This is a genomic window from Bacillus sp. AK124 (genome assembly GCF_053903085.1).
Genome location: NZ_CP096378.1, coordinates 25,561 through 41,807, shown reverse-complemented (window position 1 = coordinate 41,807; position 16,247 = coordinate 25,561). Strand labels below are relative to the sequence as shown.

Genomic DNA, 16,247 nt, shown 5'->3' with positions numbered 1-16,247 from the left:
CAGGAAAATTTACACCGCTACGAGAGGTGTCGGTTTCTTAGGATCGGTATCATATAAATCAAACGTTTCTCCTGCCGCAAATCCTTTGGCAGCCAACGTTTGCTGGACGGACATTCTCGCCAGCTCTTTCATGTTGTTGTCCTGGCTTAAATGAGCCAAATAAATTCTCGATGTCTCATCACCGATTACATCGGTCATTGCGAGTGCCGCGTCCTCATTGGATACGTGTCCAACGTCGCTAAGAATCCGGCGCTTGATGTTCCACGGATAGCGGCCCATTTGCAGCATGCCGACATCATGATTGCTTTCAAAAACAAAAGCGTTTGCCGAGCGGATGATGCCTTTCATTCTGTCGCTGACATAGCCCGTATCCGTAATCAAAGCGAGCTTTCGGCCATTGTAATGAAAAACGTAAAACATCGGCTCTGCGGCGTCGTGGGATACGCCAAACGATTCGACATCAAGGGAGCCGAACGATTTGACGGTTTCCATTGGAAATACGAATTTTTGGCCGTTATCCATTTTGCCGATATGCCCTTCCATCGCCTTCCACGTTTTTTCATTGGCGTAAACGGGCAGCTCATATTTTCTTGCCAGCACACCAAGTCCTTTTATATGATCACTGTGCTCATGCGTTACAAAAATGCCGTCAAGCTGATCAAGCTTTCGATCAATTTGCGCCATCAGCCCTTCCATCGCCTTCCCGCTAAGTCCTGCGTCAACTAAAAAAGCGTGGTCATCGGTTTCCAAATATAAAGCATTACCGGTACTCCCGCTCGCAAGTACGCTAAATTGCAGGCTCATGGTTTCTCACTCCATTATGATTTTTCCTTTTTCTCTTGTGATTGAAGAAGCGCTCCATCCCGCGCATCCACGATAAATTCTTCGTGAATGGTTTTATCGTCCGTTTTGCGCTCCACTTCGATCCGCCAAACGGGCACGAAAATTTGCGCGCTTGCCAGCGGATACTGCGTGAAATAGCCAAGCTCGGCTGATTTAATTTTGCTGTACTTCTTCAAATAATCCGGATAGTACAAAGCTTCAACCGCGCCGACTGCAGAGACCAGATTTTCCGTTTTGACTTCTTTTATATCCTGCAGCATCGACTGCTTATACGAAACAACTTCGTTTTTATTATTCAGGTACAGAACGACCTCGCCCATCTCGTTGTTATCATCGTTTTGCCGATCCTGAAAGATGTAATTTCCATTATAGGTTTGGAAGAAAACGATCTGTTTTCCGGACTTATCGACTTTCCAAAGCTTGTACTTGTTGCCGTCGATAATCTCTTCGTTGACGATTTCCCTTGCTTTTGTCTTCATATCCGTTTTCGGAAGTGCAATGGGTGTTTCAAATTCCATTTCTATTTCCGTCAAAGCGTTATTTTTTGCAGTATTCATTAACGCCTTCGGCTTTTGCCCTTTTAACGATTTAATCTCGCTCTGCTTAAAGACTCGCTTTTGTGCAGAGATTGAGGAGCCTTTTGACGTCTCTTTAGACAAGTTTCCGTATGAAATATGGTCTGCTTTCATATCTTCCTGCAGCGTTGATTTTTCTAAAATCGGAAACTGATTGTTGCTGCGCTTATCAAAGTATTGAAAGGCCAAAAAGATATCAAGGATGAGGAAGACGATAATGAAGATTGTTTTTGTTCTATTCCACTCCATTCTCAATGCCCTCCTTCACCGCTGAATCCTTCTTTGATACCGGCTTTATCGTACCGTTTATTTTAATGCACCAAGTCGGCACAAGTTTGACAAGAGGGTCTTGTTCCTCTGATACTGAGACCATTTCATAAGCAGGAAAAATTTGCTCAATCTTATCAAAGTCATACTCTTCATTGTCTTGCAGGAACTGAATCAATTCTTCTCCGCTCATGATTTCTTTATCCTTTTTGCTGACCGGATTAGCGTTTGCGCCCAAGACATATGTTGGGTGTTTATAATCCAATATGTCGTTGTTTGCCCAGCGAAGTTCAATCGATGTCGTTCCGAAAGGCTGGTTTTGGCTGTTAACGACCGGAAGCTGATCCATAAATAGATTAAAGTTGATCTGCTGATTTTCATTCAAGCCGAAAAATTGATAATCATCCGTCCAGCTTCCAGTGTCGTTTAAATATTTAAAGCTTTTATTGATCAGCTCTCCATTTTGATAAGCAGAACTCGGTTCCAGGTTGCGGTGCTGGAACTTAATCTGTCTGTTGTTCGAGTAGACCTCCAAAAGGCTTGTTCCGTCCGTATATACAGGTCGGTTTAAGTTGGTTTCCTGCCGGACGGTTTGCGGATCATCAAATAAAGCCTTTTTAAAACGCGTCGGGCTGATCGTTTCTGTAAAATACTCTTTTTCAGACAGCTTCAGCCTATTAACCGGAAGCAAAACATCTCTGCGCGAATTGATTGCAAAGTCCTCGTAAAGAGGCATCTGCGATTTTTCTTTTTCAATGTCTGCAAGGATGTTGCGGTAATTAGCCGATTCAATCACCGCTTCAACAACCGTCTCTTTACTGAAGGATACAAAGTAGATTTTTTTCATGCCCCGTCCTTCATTGAAAGGAAGAACGATTCTGTCAAAAGAGTTGTATTCATAAGAATTGGCGGACCATTTGAAAAGCGGCTGCAGCACATCGATTGGAATATTGTCGCTAAAGACGAGATCCAATTTGGATTCTTTATTTTTAGCGTACAGCCAGTTTTTGAACTGCTGCCTGTCAAATTTGTCCGAGATATCCTTTAACGATTTGACTTCCCATCGGCTCATGTCATCCCAGAGCTGAGAATAGAGCGTCGTATCATTCAGCAAATAATGCTGTCCATTCTCATGAATGAACATTTGCTGCGGTTTGACGGCTTCATTTAACAACTTTGTCTGGTTTGTAATCGGCTGTTTGTCGCTGACCTGAGCCTGTGAATCTTCCACTTTTTCGTAATTCCCCTGAAATCCCCAAATATTAAAAGTAAAAAGAAGACTGATCAAAACCAAAAGGGACAGTATTATCGTTTTAATTGTTTCACGCTTCATCCCAATCATCCTCTTGTTCTTCTTTATACGGCAGGGTAAATGTGATCGTTGTTCCTTTTCCTTCGATACTGTCGGCCCAGATGTCGCCGCCATGGGCTTGTACCATTTCTTTTGCGATCGCAAGACCGAGCCCCGTACCGCCGAGTCTTCTTGTTCTGGCTTTATCTACACGATAGAAACGCTCGAAGATCTTTTCCATGTCTTTTCTCGGAATGCCGACACCTTCGTCTTTGACACTGATATAAAGAAGCTCTTCTTCTTCATTTACATCAACAGAGAACGTGATGTGGCCTCCTTCAGGGGAATATTTCAATGCATTTGAAATGATATTATCCAGCACTTGCGTAATCTTGTCCGGGTCGATTTCAACATACAATTCTCTATCCGGCAGATTGCTGATAAATTCAACATGCTGCTCTTTCGTCATTTCAAAGCGCTCAATAATCAATGAGAAGAAACGGATAAAATGAATCCATTCTTTATTGAATTGATAATCCTTGCTGTCAAACTTTGAAAGCTGCAGCAAGTCGTTGACAAGCCTGATCATACGCTCTGTTTCATTCTGTGTCACATTCAAGAAGCGCGGCGCAATGTTTGGATCCTGCCACGCGCCTTCCGCAAGCGCTTCTAAATAGCTGCGCATCGTTGTGAGCGGCGTTCTGAGTTCGTGGGAGACATTTGCCACAAACTCTCTCCGTTCTTGATCGATCTGCTCTTGTTCTGTGACATCGTAAATAACCGCAATCAACCCGTCAATCTTTCCGTGTTCTTTTTGGATGACCGAGAAATTGACGCGAAGCACAGACGTCCGTTCTTCCTGTTCAATTTCAAGAAGGAGCGAATCCTGCTGTTCAACCAAATCTTCGAACGTGTATTCGTCTTCAAGGCCGAGCAGTGAGGTGATCGGCATTTCGAGAGCCGTTTCACGTGAAACATTTAAAAGCTCCAGTGCCGGCGTATTAAGCAAAATAATCGCGCCATTTCGGTTTGTCGCAATAACCCCGTCTGTCATATAGGCAATAACAGAAGAGAGTTTTTTTCGTTCGCCTTCTGTCATGGACTGAGCTTCTTTCAGCTCTCTCGTTAAATAATTAAACGTTGTGGCCAGCTGGCCGATTTCATCGTTTCCGTACTTCCTGACTTTTCTTGAGAAATTTCCTTTCGCCAGTTCAATGGCCTGCTTTCTCATATCTGACAGCGGATGTGTAATCGTTCGCGCGACAAAAATCCCGAGGAAAGCAGTGATTCCAAGCGCAATAAAAGTTCCAGACGCTAAAATGGTGTTGATCGTCCGGATTTGGTTGTAGACATTATCCATCGATGCCACGACATAAATGGCCCCGATTGTCTCTTGATTCGATTTTTTAATCGGCGTGACTGAAATCCGCACTTTGCTGTCCCGCTCCGGGTCGAAAAATTTATTTTCATACGGAATACCGACAAGCAGTGTCCTTTTAATAATGCCCTCTGTTGTCTTTTTCCCCGCCACCTCCCGGTTATAAGGATTGGAGGTCGCGATGACTTCATAGCTTTTATCAATTAGACTAACTTCGAGAATTTCGCCTTCCTTGCTGAAATCATTTAGAATCCGCTCTGCGTCTTCTTTCAAGGTAGTCGAGGAAGACGTGCTTCTATCCTTCGTCATTTCCTGTTCCAGATAATACGAGAGGTTGTTCACCCGCTGGTCAAGAGAGTCATTATACGATTTAAGAAGTGACTTCTCCATCTCATTGACAAAGTAGACGCCGATAATCTGCATGGCAACGATAATCAGCAGAACGTATATTAAGGTAAACTTAAAATGAATCGAGCGGAAAAAACTGACTTTATTCATTTCGGTATTAGTCCTGTTCCGGATTTCTCAAATAGTAGCCGACACCGCGCCTTGTGACGATCCAGCTTGGGTGACTCGGATTATCCTCGATTTTTTCACGAAGGCGTCTGACCGTAACGTCAACTGTCCGGACATCTCCAAAGTAGTCGTATCCCCACACGGTTTGCAGCAGATGCTCACGCGTCATGACCTGTCCGATATGTTTGGCAAGGTAATGCAGCAGTTCGAATTCCCGATGCGTCAGTTCGATTGTCTCGTCGCGTTTTGAAACGACATAGGCATCCGGAAAAATGACGAGCGATCCGATTTGAATTTCGTTTGAAGACGATTCTTCTTCGGCAGGAGCCGCTGTGTTCTGTCTTCTCAAGTTCGCTTTGACACGCGCCAGCAGTTCGCGGGTGCTGAACGGTTTTGTCACATAGTCGTCAGCGCCCAGTTCAAGGCCGATGACTTTATCGATTTCCGAATCCTTTGCTGTCAGCATAATGATGGGCATATCATATTTTTTACGGACTTCACGGCACACTTCTACACCGTCCTTGTTCGGAAGCATGATGTCGAGCAGAATCATATCAGGGTTAAGATCCTCAACCATCTGAAGCGCTTCATTGCCGTCGTATGCGCAATGGACTTCATAGCCCTCTTTTTTCAGATTAAACTCTAAAATATCAGCAATCGGCTTTTCATCATCTACAACTAGTATCTTTTTTTCCATTATTCGTTCCTCCTGGTTCAGAGTTTGGATACAATACAGCCAGCGGATGGCTGCCTAAGTTTTATATCAAGTACACTGCATGTCATCATTAAAAAACACTTTCTAGAAAATAGATTTCTTATACATTATAACGTTTATGAAGCAAAAGTTAAAAAAATAGTTCAAAGGAAAACGTTTGGAAATTAAATCCACCTGCTATTTTTCCGCTTTTATCAAAACAATTAAATTTTTGTGACTTTTTTTACTGAAAAATGAAACATCTTTCCCTTCAAGACCGTCTATATAGTAACGTCTTCTTCTTCGGCCGGGTTACCGGCCTCCCTTTTTTTCTCCTTTTTATTCCTTCAGCATTTTATTTCCTTGATTTCAGCTAAAAGAAAACGCATCTGCTTAAAAACAGACGCGCTTTTTAGAGTGGCTCGGGACGGAATCGAACCGCCGACACACGGATTTTCAGTCCGTTGCTCTACCAACTGAGCTACCGAGCCGGGTATGTAACTTTTTTAAAATGGCGGTCCGGACGGGACTCGAACCCGCGACCTCCTGCGTGACAGGCAGGCATTCTAACCAACTGAACTACCGGACCTTGCATGTTTACAGTACCTGCTTCGGAGAAGAATCGTGGTCTCCTCCGGAGCAAGCGGGGATTTAGCAATTACGCTAAAGTAAATCAATGACCCGTACGGGATTCGAACCCGTGTTACCGCCGTGAAAGGGCGGTGTCTTAACCGCTTGACCAACGGGCCAGGGAAATGGTGAGCCATGAAGGACTCGAACCTTCGACCCTCTGATTAAAAGTCAGATGCTCTACCAACTGAGCTAATGGCTCAAGATTAAATTACACCCTTAGATTAAATCTGAAATAACGACGTCCACATCTCAGGAAGCTTTTTCGAGATGTCTCTCGATGTGTACGCTGAAGCGAATTCTCCGAAGCTTATTCGGACGTGCTCTACCAACTGAGCTAATGGCTCGTTTCGTTGTTTTCGCAACAACGAGATTTATATTATCATAGAACGAACAGAAGTGGCAATATATTTTTTTATTTTTTTCTATTATTTTTTCCCTTCGTGATGATACTCCGCCCCTTCGCGGTTCAGCCAGTGCAGGATTCCATTCGGATGGAATACAGACAGCAGCCGGTCAGCTTCATGAAGCGGCATCCACTTGGCTTCAACAATGTTCTCGTCAAACGTGATGGCATCCGGACGATCGGTGATCCGGGCTCTAAAAACGATGAAATATACATGCTCACTGCCGATCACCGCTTCATTTATAGCTAATATATCAAGAGGCAGAATCCCGTAGCCTGTTTCTTCCTTCATTTCTCTCACCGCGGCTTCTGTCAGCGATTCTCCAGCTTCCACCTTGCCGCCCGGCAGCGTCCATGATTGATTTTTCTTATTTTTCACCATCAGGATGTTTCCGTTCTCTTCCGCGAATGAATATACAACATCGACACGTTCCACCCATTTGCCCTCCTTGTCATTGAAAAACAAAGCCCCTGCGAACTGCAGAGGCTCTTCTGGAATTTAGTTCGGACGATAAACGCTTCTCACCACATTTGTTTGAGAGCGGTCAGGACCGACTGAGAAAATAGAAAGCGGAATGCCTGTCAGCTGAGAAACTCGCTCTAAATAATGGCGGGCATTTTCAGGCAGATCGCTCAAGCTTTTCGCTCCTGTGATATCTTCTGTCCAGCCCGGCATTTCTTCATAGACAGGCTCACATTCAGCGAGCGCTTTTAAGCTTGCCGGGAACTCTTCGAGGATCTCGCCGCGGTATTTGTAAGCGACACAGATTTTCAACGTTTCAATACCGGTCAATACGTCAATTGAATTTAATGAAAGGTCGGTTATTCCACTGACGCGGCGGGCATGGCGGACAACCACGCTGTCAAACCAGCCGACGCGGCGCGGGCGCCCTGTAGTTGTTCCGTATTCGCGGCCGACCTCACGGATTTGGTCTCCGATCTCATTGTTCAGCTCTGTCGGGAACGGCCCGTCTCCGACACGCGTTGTGTAAGCTTTCGATACGCCAACGACATGCTGGATTTTTGTCGGTCCCACACCTGAGCCGATCGTCACGCCGCCGGCGACAGGGTTTGAAGACGTGACAAACGGATATGTCCCTTGATCGATATCAAGCATAACCCCTTGCGCCCCTTCGAATAAAACGCGGCGGCCGTCATCAAGCGCGTCGTTTAAGACGACGGATGTGTCGCAGACATATTGTTTGATCTGCTGGCCGTACTCATAGTATTCGTCTAAAATGTCTTCTATTTTAAACCCTTCCGCATCGTACATTTTTTCCAGCAGACGGTTTTTTTCTTCTAAATTGCGGGCGAGCTTTTCTTCAAAGACGTCCCTGTCCAACAGATCGGCGATGCGGATTCCGACGCGAGCGGCTTTGTCCATATAAGCCGGGCCGATTCCTTTTTTCGTCGTGCCGATTTTATTGGCCCCTTTCCGCTCTTCTTCGACCGCATCAAGCTTTAAATGATACGGCAGAATGACATGGGCCCTGTTGGAGATTCTCAAGTTGTCCGTGCTGACGTTCCGCTCATGAAGATAAGCCAGCTCCGTCACCAATGCTTTCGGATCAACAACCATTCCGTTGCCGATCACACACGTTTTATCCTTATAAAAAATACCGGATGGAATCAAATGCAGTTTGTACGTTACCCCGTTGAATTTAATCGTATGTCCTGCGTTATTTCCGCCTTGGTACCGTGCGATTACCTCTGCGTTTTCGGAAAGGAAATCGGTGATTTTGCCTTTTCCTTCGTCACCCCACTGCGTACCTACAACAACTACTGAAGACATATCCGTGCACCTCCGTTAACCTTTTCAAACGATATCAATATCAAACACATTCAGTTTATCAGTGTCATCCCCTAAAGTCAATTGGAAATCCGAACATTAATTTTAAAACAGAACATTTTCGTTCGTTATTATAAAGCGAATTTCATATATTTTCTTTTTAATAGACAGTCTGTAAGTTAAATCTTAAAAAAAACGTTTTTTCTTGGACAAAGATACATAAAAAACCGGCAACGCAAATATTCAATAAAGTAAGGAGGGAGATGCCGATGGAGACAGTATTAATTTTTGCATCCGTTTTATCGCCGATCATTTTGGCGCTGGTCGAATTGGTGAAGAAGACGGTCAAGGTGCCGAAAAACTTGATTCCGCTCGTTTCACTCTTGATAGGTTTGCTGATCGGAGCCGCAGCATATCCTTTTACAGACCTTGAACTCGTGCTCCGTTTATGGTCCGGAGGACTGGCCGGGTTAACAGCAACGGGGTTATTTGAAATCGGTAAAAACCGCAATGCAAGAAAAAAGAAAAATCCCTGAGAGCATGTCTCAGGGATTTAAGCACCAGGCGCAACACCCGCGTCATCAAACCGGCGTTCCAGGTTGACGAACTTATTATATTCTTTTACAAAAGCGAGTGAGACGGTCCCGACCGGGCCGTTCCTTTGTTTTGCAATAATGATTTCAATGATGTTTTTATTCTCAGATTCTTTGTCATAGTAATCATCGCGGTACAGGAACGCAACGATATCGGCGTCCTGCTCGATACTTCCCGATTCCCGGATGTCCGACATCATCGGACGCTTGTCCTGGCGCTGCTCGACGCCCCGGGAAAGCTGTGAAAGGGCGATGACCGGAACTTCAAGCTCCCTCGCCAGCGCTTTCAGCGCACGGGATATTTCCGACACTTCCTGCTGACGGTTGTCACTTGATCTGCCGCTTCCTTGGATGAGCTGCAGGTAGTCGATCAAAATCATGCCGAGGCCGTTCTCCTGCTTTAACCGTCTGCACTTGGAACGGATTTCGCTGACGCGGATCCCCGGTGTATCATCGATGAAAATTCCGCTGTTTGATAAGCTTCCCATCGCCATTGTCAGCTTGCCCCAATCCTCTTCCGTCAGGTTTCCGGTCCGGAGATTCTGGGCATTGATGTTGCCTTCCGCACAGAGCATCCGCATGACCAGCTGTTCGGCGCCCATCTCAAGGCTGAAGATCGCGACGCTTTCATCGGTTTTAGTCGCCACGTTTTGGGCGATGTTTAAGGCAAAAGCGGTTTTACCGACTGACGGACGGGCGGCTACGATGATCAAATCGTTTCTTTGAAAGCCCGCCGTCATTCGGTCAAGCTCGGTAAAACCTGTCGGGATCCCGGTGATGTCTCCTTTTCTGTTGTGGAGTTGTTCAATATTATCGTAAGTTTGAACGAGCACATCTTTAATATTTTGAAAGGCCCCGGAGTTTTTGCGCTGGGCGACTTCCATAATCGTTTTTTCTGCTTCGCTTAAGAGGTCTTCGACTTCATCCTCCCTTGTATATCCGTCCTGAGCAATCGTCGTTGCCGTACGGATCAAGCGGCGGAGAATCGATTTTTCTTCCACGATTTTTGCATAATACTCTATATTAGCCGCAGTCGGCACAGAATTTGCAATATCCGTCAAATAAGAAATACCGCCAACCTCTTCCAAAAGGTCCGTGTTCGCAAGCTCTGATGTCACCGTCACCAGGTCTACAGGCTCGCCGCGATCCCCAAGAACAAGCATGGCGTTATATATTTTTTGGTGCGACATTCTGTAAAAATCATCTGGAATCAAGACTTCTGACGCCAATGTTAAAGCTGATGGTTCTAAAAAAACAGCACCTAACACGGCCTGTTCGGCTTCGATATTTTGCGGCGGCAGCCTGTCATTCAGAAGATCTGTCATGTTAAGCACCGTCCTCCCATTTAAAAATAATCCAACGTCTATTTTACCATTTTTACAGAAAAAAAGTAGACTCGCTTTTTGTAGAAATATTTTCATAGAAAGGGAGAACGGCAGTGAGGATGTTTGCTCCCCTGATCTATCCGGGAAAACAAATCAGTAAACATGTTTGGGGAGGTTGTTTTTCATGAAGGTCTATACGGTGACACCGAATGCCGAGACGGACGGATGGTTTTTGAAACTGGAAGATACGGCACCTGTTGAGCTTTATGACACAAGGGCAGAGGCCGTGGAAAAAGGAGAAGAGATGGCGAAAGAGAATCGTCCTGCGAATCTTGTCATCTATGACCGGCAGGACAACAAAGAAGACGAACGGTCTTATTAAACACCTCGGCCGAGGTGTTTTTTTAGATTCTACTATTAATCCAGCCGGCTGTTCCAATTGTTTTTCAAAAGCATGCTGACCATCAAATCGGTCGCAAGTTGATACAAATCCCATTCTTCATAGGCGGCAAATTTCATCCGCAGCGTTTGCAGCACATTGCGCATATCTTTGTACTCTTCAAATGTGTAAAGCCCTTTCGCTCTGATCTGCTGTTCATACAATTTCTTTTTCAGCGCAGATAATGTCGAATTCAAGACGATCACCTCCTCTTTATTTATATCGCTTTTTTCTTTTTCTTCCAACTCACTTGTCATATGATGTTACAATATATATCGGAGTCAATATTCACTGTTGCGTACTCTGTACGCTGGGGTACAATATAAAATGGAGGACTTTATGAAACCTTTACAAATATCTGCCGAAACGGCGCAAAAACTTTCGGAAAGCTTAAATCTTCCTCTTGAACAAATCATGCATATGCCGCAGCATATCCTGCTTGCGAAAATTGCCGAAATTCAGAAGCAAGATCAAAAAAGTAACCTTGGATGATGTTCCGGGTTTCTTTTTCATGTCACTTTTCCACCTGAAAGCAAAGGAGAATACAGCATGCATTACATTGACGCTCGACGCGCCCGTTTGAACAATATCTTATTGATTGCAGGAATCATATTTATCGCTTTTAATTTAAGACCGGCTATTACATCTGTCGGGCCATTGATCAGTTCAATCCGCTCGGATATGGATTTGACGAACGGCATGGCCGGCTTCTTGACGACGCTGCCGCTGTTATCTTTCGCCGTCCTGTCCCCAATCGCACCTAAGCTTGGACAGAAGCTGGGCAATGAGAGAACCCTCTGGGTCGGATTGGTCATCTTATTGATCGGGATTTTGCTGCGCTCTTACGGAGAAGCTTTCACACTATTTGCGGGGACCGCATTGATCGGAGTCGGCATCGCCATCTCCAATGTGCTCTTGCCCAGCCTGATCAAACATAAATTTCCTGACAAAGCGGGAATTATGACAAGTTACTATACGACAGCCATGTCGATTTTTGCGGCGCTCGCTTCAGGGATCAGCATTCCGCTGTCGCACGGTTTAGCGTGGGGATGGAGCGCGTCGCTCATGGTCTGGGCCGGTCTCGCGTTTGTTGCGATTTTGATCTGGGTTCCCCAGCTCCGCTATCATGATACGGGAAACCGCACGGTCAGCTTAAAGACGGGCGGCCAAACGGTCTGGCGCTCGAAAATCGCCTGGCAGGTCACATTCTTTATGGGCATACAGTCGTTCTTGTTTTACTGCACGATCGCCTGGCTGCCTGAAATTCTCCGTTCGCACGGGATGAGCATGTCGCTTGCCGGCTGGATGCTGTCGCTGATGCAGTTTGCCAGCCTCCCGTCGACATTTTTGACTCCGGTTCTCGCCGGGCGCTTCCGAAACCAAAAAAGCATCGTGCTGGCCCTCGGCATCCTATACTTGGCAGGGATGTCAGGGCTATTGTACGGAGGCAATACTGCGATGCTGACGCTGTGGGTCATTTTAATCGGAATCGGACAAGGGTCCAGCATCAGTTTAGCCTTGACGTTAATCGGGCTGAGAAGCGAAAATGCCGATCAAGCCGCGGCATTATCAGGGATGTCGCAATCCGCCGGGTATTTGCTGGCAGCGATTGGTCCAAGCTTTGTCGGTTTTCTATACGATCACATGCACTCATGGAACGGACCGATTTTACTGTTCATCGGCGCGCTGGTCGCTTTGATCGGTGCAGGACTCGGTGCGGGAAGAAATCAATATATTTATGCTAAAGCAGCATAACGAAGCCGGCAGATAAGCCGGCTTTTTTTTGGAATATAACCTGACAACACAGCGGCTAAATGAAGTGTGATGCTGTATGATCAGATTTGACAAAAATAATTCTCTTAATGGTCTAGACAACTAGAGTTGTAATGTTCTATACTGATGATAACGTTTTCAAGAAAGGACTTTTGACTGTGAAAACTAAACCTTCTCAACGCTATATGTTTAAACATCTTCATATTTACAGTGAAAATGGAACGATAGAAGATGGATTTCTTCTAACGAACGGGGAAAAAATCGAGGCTTACGGACCAATGACTGATATTCCCGCTTCCGCCGCAACGGCAGAACAGCTGACATTTCCGGAGAACTTCAAAGTGCTGCCGGGCATGATTGATGTTCATATTCACGGAGCAAACGGCGCAGATGTCATGGACGGAACAGCCGAGGCTTTGCAAACAATGGCCGAAGCCCTGCCGAAAGAAGGAACGACAAGCTTCCTGGCAACGACAATGACCCAGGATAAAGCCACGATCGAGCATGCGCTGGCAAACGTTCACCGCTATAAGGAAGCCGGCGGACAGCCCGGGACAGCCGAAGTATTAGGCGTTCACTTAGAAGGCCCTTTTATTTCAGAAAAGCGGTGCGGCGCCCAGCCGCCGGATGATATTATCCCGCCGGATCTTTCGTTATTTAAAGAATGGCAGCGCATCTCCGGGAATAACATTAAATTAGTCACACTTGCGCCAGAGCTGGAAGGGTCTTTGGAACTAATTTCCTTTTTGAAAGAAACAGGTGTCACGGCTTCCGCCGGCCACTCCGACGCCGGACTCAAAGAAATGGCAGACGGGATTAAGGCCGGCATCTCCCATGTCACCCATTTGTTCAACGGCATGCGGGGGCTGCACCATCGGGAGCCGGGGACGGCCGGAAGTGCCCTTCTGCATGATGAACTGAAGGCCGAAGTCATAGCCGACGGCATTCATGTTCACCCTGCGGTCGTCAAGCTGGCATTTCAGCAAAAACAGAAAGAAGGCATCATTTTAATTACGGATGCGATGCGCGCAAAATGCTTAAAAAATGGAACCTATACATTAGGCGGACAGGAGGTGTTCGTGAAAGGCGAAAAAGCCGTCTTAGAGGATGGTACGCTTGCCGGCAGCATCTTGAAGATGAACCAGGCTGCTCTGAACATGATGGATTTTACAGGTTGTTCACTCGAAGATATCGTGTACATGACAGCGGTCAATCCCGCCAAGCAGCTTCATGTGTTTGACCGAAAAGGCAGCATACGAAGCGGGAAAGATGCCGATTTGATCATTTTAAATGAAAAAAATGAAGTTGTGATGACGCTTTGCAAAGGCGTGATTGCTTTCAGCAAAAGGGAGGTTTCACCATGAAAATCATTGAAGCTAAAGATTATCAGGACATGAGCCAAACGGCCGCCCGACTCATCATCGAGAAAGTAAACCGCTTATCTGCGCCTGTTCTCGGCCTTGCAACCGGAGGAACGCCTCTCGGCACATATCAGGTTTTAAGGGAAGATCATGCGCATAACAAAACGACTTACAAGCACGTCTATACCGTTAACTTAGACGAGTATGTCGGCGTTTCTCCGGATCATGAAAACAGCTATACATTCTATATGAAAAAACAGCTTTTCGATCACATTGACATTCCGCTCAGCCATACCCATCTTCCGGACGGAATGGCTTGTGACCTGGACGCTGAATGCAGCCGCTATGAAGCGCTGATCGAGCGGCTTGGAGGCATTGATCTCCAAGTGCTCGGCCTCGGCTTGAACGGCCACATCGGATTTAACGAACCGGGCACCCCATTTTCATCGAAAACGCATACAGTCGAACTGACACAATCAACGAAAGAAGCCAATGCCCGTTATTTTGATTCTTATGACGCCGTCCCGTCGCAAGCCATAACGATGGGCATTTCCACGATCATGAAAAGCAAGCAGATTCTGCTGCTCGTTTCAGGAGAGAAAAAAGCGGGCATCCTGGCGAAGCTTCTCAGTGAAGAACCAAATGAAGACACGCCCGCTTCTGTCTTAAAAACACACCAGAACGTCGTCATCATAGCGGACAGCGATGCTTTATCAATCGTGAAAGAAAGGGGTATGGCCTTTTGATCAAAAAAGATTCCCACATTCCGATTTACTATCAGATTGAGACCGAGATTAAAAAGCTTGCCGAAACAAAAGATTTGAAGCCCGGCGACCTCATTCCTTCTGAAAGAGAGTTTGCAGAAAAATATGAGGTAAGCAGGATGACCGTCCGGCAGGCAGTCAACAATCTCGTCAATGAAGGCATCCTCGTCCGACAGCGGGGAAAAGGAACATTTATTGCCGAGCCTAAAATTGAGCAGCCTCTCAAAGGATTGACAAGCTTTTCCGAGGACATGAAATCAAGAGGCATGAGACCCGGCACAAAAATGCTCGGCTTCGGCGTCATCCCGTGTGACCAGAGCACAGCGCGCAAACTGGAGATACATGAAGGGGCTTCCGTCTATGAAGTCAAACGAATCCGTCTCGCCGATGACATCCCGATGGCTTATGAAATCTCCTATTTGCCCGCCGACCTTATCAACGGCCTGACAGAAGACATTATGAGCGCATCTTTGTATGACTATGTCGAAAATACGCTCTCCCTTACGATTGACCGAGCCGCACAAACACTCGAGCCGGCGATTGCCTCTCCGGCAGAGAGCGAGCCCCTCGACATCGAGGAAGGCGCACCCGTCCTGCTCATCGAACGTTTGAGCTATTTGGACGACGGCAGACCGTTTGAAGTAGTCAAATCCGTTTACAGAGGCGACCGCTATAAATTCGTCATCGATATGAAGAGGGAAGAACAATGAAGAAGACAGAGGACACGAACGACAAAAGCAAAGCACTTGATGAAATGAATGCTTTAGATATCGTCACCTTGATGAATGAGGAAGACTATACAGTCCCTCGCGCCATTACGCCCTGCCTTCCCCTGATCGCTGAGGCGGCGGATACGATTGTCAGCCGTTTTAAGCAAGGCGGAAGAGTGTTTACAGCTGGCGCCGGCACAAGCGGCAGAATCGCAGTCCTTGATGCCGCAGAACTCTCGCCGACATTCTCTATTGACGAAAGCCGTTGGACCGGCCTGATCGCAGGCGGATATGACGCGATGTGGACGCCTCTTGAAGAAAATGAAGATGACCATGAAAAAATCGTCGCCGAACTGAAAGCGCAATCATTCTCGGAAGATGACGTCTTAATCGGCGTCACAGCTAGCGGCTCGACACCTTATGTCCTTGGCGCATTATCCTATGCCAAACAGCTCGGAGCCGCGTCTGTTTCGATTAGCTGCAACGCGGATACAGAAGCGGGCAAATTAAGCGATATCGCAATTGAGGTGCAAACAGGACCGGAAATTATCCGCGGTTCAACGCGGCTGAAAGCAGGAACCGCTCAGAAAATGATCTTGAACATGCTGTCAACAGCTGCAATGGCGAGGCTTGGCCGCGTCTACCAAAACGAGATGGTGAATATGAGACTGCTCAATCAAAAATTGGCCGGGCGAGCTGTCACCATTCTGATGAATACCACCGGATTATCACAGAATGAGGCCAAGCAAGCTTTAAAAGAAAGCGGCAATGACATCAAGGCAGCGATCTTTATGGTGTTGACAAACGGAACACTTGAAGATGCCCGCCGCTGTTTATCCCATGAAAATGGACATTTGAAAAAAGCGATTCAATATTACCGAAAGGGGTTTTAA

Annotated in this window: 17 protein-coding genes and 4 tRNA genes; 8 read left to right on the top strand and 13 right to left on the bottom strand. The window is 46.3% G+C overall.

Annotated elements, in window-relative coordinates; genetic code table 11:
- Positions 1 to 9: 9 nt before the first annotated feature.
- The 11 genes from M1E06_RS00250 to M1E06_RS00200 all read right to left on the bottom strand — a co-directional run bounded on the left by M1E06_RS00250 (position 10) and on the right by M1E06_RS00200 (position 8,392).
- Entirely contained in the window at positions 10 to 804 is a 795-nt protein-coding gene (locus M1E06_RS00250; RefSeq protein ID WP_003177960.1) for an MBL fold metallo-hydrolase, read from the bottom strand.
- A 14-nt stretch (positions 805 to 818) separates the two neighbouring features.
- Positions 819 to 1,667 (bottom strand): two-component system regulatory protein YycI, encoded by an 849-nt coding sequence (locus M1E06_RS00245; RefSeq protein ID WP_035338116.1) that lies wholly within the window; start codon positions 1,665 to 1,667, stop codon positions 819 to 821.
- Positions 1,654 to 3,018, bottom strand: a complete 1,365-nt coding sequence (locus M1E06_RS00240) for a YycH family regulatory protein (RefSeq protein ID WP_035338118.1) — start codon at positions 3,016 to 3,018, stop codon at positions 1,654 to 1,656. The genes M1E06_RS00245 and M1E06_RS00240 overlap by 14 nt, the downstream gene beginning before the upstream one ends.
- The gene (walK, locus tag M1E06_RS00235; protein WP_020453619.1) at positions 3,008 to 4,852 is read right to left on the bottom strand and encodes a cell wall metabolism sensor histidine kinase WalK; all 1,845 of its coding nucleotides are present in this window, start codon (positions 4,850 to 4,852) and stop codon (positions 3,008 to 3,010) included. The genes M1E06_RS00240 and walK overlap by 11 nt, the downstream gene beginning before the upstream one ends.
- A gap of 7 nt (positions 4,853 to 4,859) precedes the next feature.
- Positions 4,860 to 5,567, bottom strand: coding sequence for a cell wall metabolism DNA-binding response regulator WalR (walR, locus tag M1E06_RS00230; protein WP_003177967.1), 708 nt, complete (start codon positions 5,565 to 5,567; stop codon positions 4,860 to 4,862).
- 415 nt (positions 5,568 to 5,982) lie between these two features.
- A tRNA-Phe gene (locus M1E06_RS00225) sits at positions 5,983 to 6,055 on the bottom strand.
- A gap of 21 nt (positions 6,056 to 6,076) precedes the next feature.
- Positions 6,077 to 6,153, bottom strand: a tRNA-Asp gene (locus M1E06_RS00220).
- 88 nt (positions 6,154 to 6,241) lie between these two features.
- Positions 6,242 to 6,313, bottom strand: a tRNA-Glu gene (locus tag M1E06_RS00215).
- A gap of 7 nt (positions 6,314 to 6,320) precedes the next feature.
- Positions 6,321 to 6,396 (bottom strand) — tRNA-Lys (locus M1E06_RS00210).
- Between the two features lie 226 nt (positions 6,397 to 6,622).
- Positions 6,623 to 7,036, bottom strand: coding sequence for an NUDIX hydrolase (locus M1E06_RS00205; RefSeq protein WP_035338120.1), 414 nt, complete (start codon positions 7,034 to 7,036; stop codon positions 6,623 to 6,625).
- A 63-nt stretch (positions 7,037 to 7,099) separates the two neighbouring features.
- The gene (locus M1E06_RS00200; protein ID WP_003177974.1) at positions 7,100 to 8,392 is read right to left on the bottom strand and encodes an adenylosuccinate synthase; all 1,293 of its coding nucleotides are present in this window, start codon (positions 8,390 to 8,392) and stop codon (positions 7,100 to 7,102) included.
- Positions 8,393 to 8,658: 266 nt separating this feature from the next.
- Between M1E06_RS00200 and M1E06_RS00195 the strand changes: the two genes are divergently transcribed.
- Positions 8,659 to 8,925: a holin gene (locus M1E06_RS00195; protein ID WP_003177977.1), complete on the top strand. Its 267-nt coding sequence runs from the start codon at positions 8,659 to 8,661 to the stop codon at positions 8,923 to 8,925.
- Positions 8,926 to 8,942: 17 nt separating this feature from the next.
- Here the strand turns inward: M1E06_RS00195 and dnaB are convergent, their stop codons facing one another.
- Positions 8,943 to 10,307: a replicative DNA helicase gene (dnaB, locus tag M1E06_RS00190; protein WP_020453623.1), complete on the bottom strand. Its 1,365-nt coding sequence runs from the start codon at positions 10,305 to 10,307 to the stop codon at positions 8,943 to 8,945.
- A gap of 184 nt (positions 10,308 to 10,491) precedes the next feature.
- Here dnaB and M1E06_RS00185 point away from each other — a divergent pair, with 184 nt between their 5' ends.
- Entirely contained in the window at positions 10,492 to 10,689 is a 198-nt protein-coding gene (locus M1E06_RS00185) for a DUF2188 domain-containing protein (RefSeq protein ID WP_035338122.1), read from the top strand.
- Positions 10,690 to 10,724: 35 nt separating this feature from the next.
- On the opposite strand, the gene M1E06_RS00180 is transcribed toward M1E06_RS00185, so the two are convergent.
- Entirely contained in the window at positions 10,725 to 10,952 is a 228-nt protein-coding gene (locus M1E06_RS00180; protein WP_377902626.1) for a hypothetical protein, read from the bottom strand.
- Positions 10,953 to 11,085: 133 nt separating this feature from the next.
- Here M1E06_RS00180 and M1E06_RS00175 point away from each other — a divergent pair, with 133 nt between their 5' ends.
- The 6 genes from M1E06_RS00175 (at position 11,086) to murQ (ending at position 16,247) form a co-directional block, all read left to right on the top strand.
- The gene (locus tag M1E06_RS00175; protein WP_020453626.1) at positions 11,086 to 11,238 is read left to right on the top strand and encodes a YycC family protein; all 153 of its coding nucleotides are present in this window, start codon (positions 11,086 to 11,088) and stop codon (positions 11,236 to 11,238) included.
- A gap of 57 nt (positions 11,239 to 11,295) precedes the next feature.
- Complete coding sequence (locus M1E06_RS00170; protein WP_035338124.1) at positions 11,296 to 12,501, top strand: CynX/NimT family MFS transporter; 1,206 nt, start codon at positions 11,296 to 11,298, stop codon at positions 12,499 to 12,501.
- A gap of 131 nt (positions 12,502 to 12,632) precedes the next feature.
- Entirely contained in the window at positions 12,633 to 13,883 is a 1,251-nt protein-coding gene (gene nagA, locus M1E06_RS00165) for an N-acetylglucosamine-6-phosphate deacetylase (RefSeq protein ID WP_080736640.1), read from the top strand.
- Positions 13,880 to 14,626: a glucosamine-6-phosphate deaminase gene (nagB, locus tag M1E06_RS00160; RefSeq protein WP_025810495.1), complete on the top strand. Its 747-nt coding sequence runs from the start codon at positions 13,880 to 13,882 to the stop codon at positions 14,624 to 14,626. The genes nagA and nagB overlap by 4 nt, the downstream gene beginning before the upstream one ends.
- A complete protein-coding gene (locus M1E06_RS00155; protein ID WP_020453630.1) occupies positions 14,623 to 15,354 on the top strand; it encodes a GntR family transcriptional regulator in 732 nt (243 codons plus the stop codon). Before nagB ends, M1E06_RS00155 begins: the two co-directional genes overlap by 4 nt.
- The gene (gene murQ, locus M1E06_RS00150) at positions 15,351 to 16,247 is read left to right on the top strand and encodes an N-acetylmuramic acid 6-phosphate etherase (RefSeq protein ID WP_035338126.1); all 897 of its coding nucleotides are present in this window, start codon (positions 15,351 to 15,353) and stop codon (positions 16,245 to 16,247) included. The genes M1E06_RS00155 and murQ overlap by 4 nt, the downstream gene beginning before the upstream one ends.

Bases quoted from the DNA above. Each gene is read 5' to 3' on its own strand.
- M1E06_RS00250 (WP_003177960.1), bottom strand. From the start codon at position 804: ATGAGCCTGCAATTTAGCGTACTTGCGAGCGGGAGTACCGGTAATGCT.
- M1E06_RS00185 (WP_035338122.1), top strand. From the start codon at position 10,492: ATGAAGGTCTATACGGTGACACCGAATGCCGAGACGGACGGATGGTTT.
- M1E06_RS00240 (WP_035338118.1), bottom strand. From the start codon at position 3,018: ATGAAGCGTGAAACAATTAAAACGATAATACTGTCCCTTTTGGTTTTG.
- M1E06_RS00200 (WP_003177974.1), bottom strand. From the start codon at position 8,392: ATGTCTTCAGTAGTTGTTGTAGGTACGCAGTGGGGTGACGAAGGAAAA.
- murQ (WP_035338126.1), top strand. From the start codon at position 15,351: ATGAAGAAGACAGAGGACACGAACGACAAAAGCAAAGCACTTGATGAA.
- M1E06_RS00195 (WP_003177977.1), top strand. From the start codon at position 8,659: ATGGAGACAGTATTAATTTTTGCATCCGTTTTATCGCCGATCATTTTG.
- M1E06_RS00175 (WP_020453626.1), top strand. From the start codon at position 11,086: ATGAAACCTTTACAAATATCTGCCGAAACGGCGCAAAAACTTTCGGAA.
- nagA (WP_080736640.1), top strand. From the start codon at position 12,633: ATGTTCTATACTGATGATAACGTTTTCAAGAAAGGACTTTTGACTGTG.
- M1E06_RS00170 (WP_035338124.1), top strand. From the start codon at position 11,296: ATGCATTACATTGACGCTCGACGCGCCCGTTTGAACAATATCTTATTG.
- M1E06_RS00245 (WP_035338116.1), bottom strand. From the start codon at position 1,667: ATGGAGTGGAATAGAACAAAAACAATCTTCATTATCGTCTTCCTCATC.
- nagB (WP_025810495.1), top strand. From the start codon at position 13,880: ATGAAAATCATTGAAGCTAAAGATTATCAGGACATGAGCCAAACGGCC.
- walK (WP_020453619.1), bottom strand. From the start codon at position 4,852: ATGAATAAAGTCAGTTTTTTCCGCTCGATTCATTTTAAGTTTACCTTA.
- dnaB (WP_020453623.1), bottom strand. From the start codon at position 10,307: ATGACAGATCTTCTGAATGACAGGCTGCCGCCGCAAAATATCGAAGCC.
- walR (WP_003177967.1), bottom strand. From the start codon at position 5,567: ATGGAAAAAAAGATACTAGTTGTAGATGATGAAAAGCCGATTGCTGAT.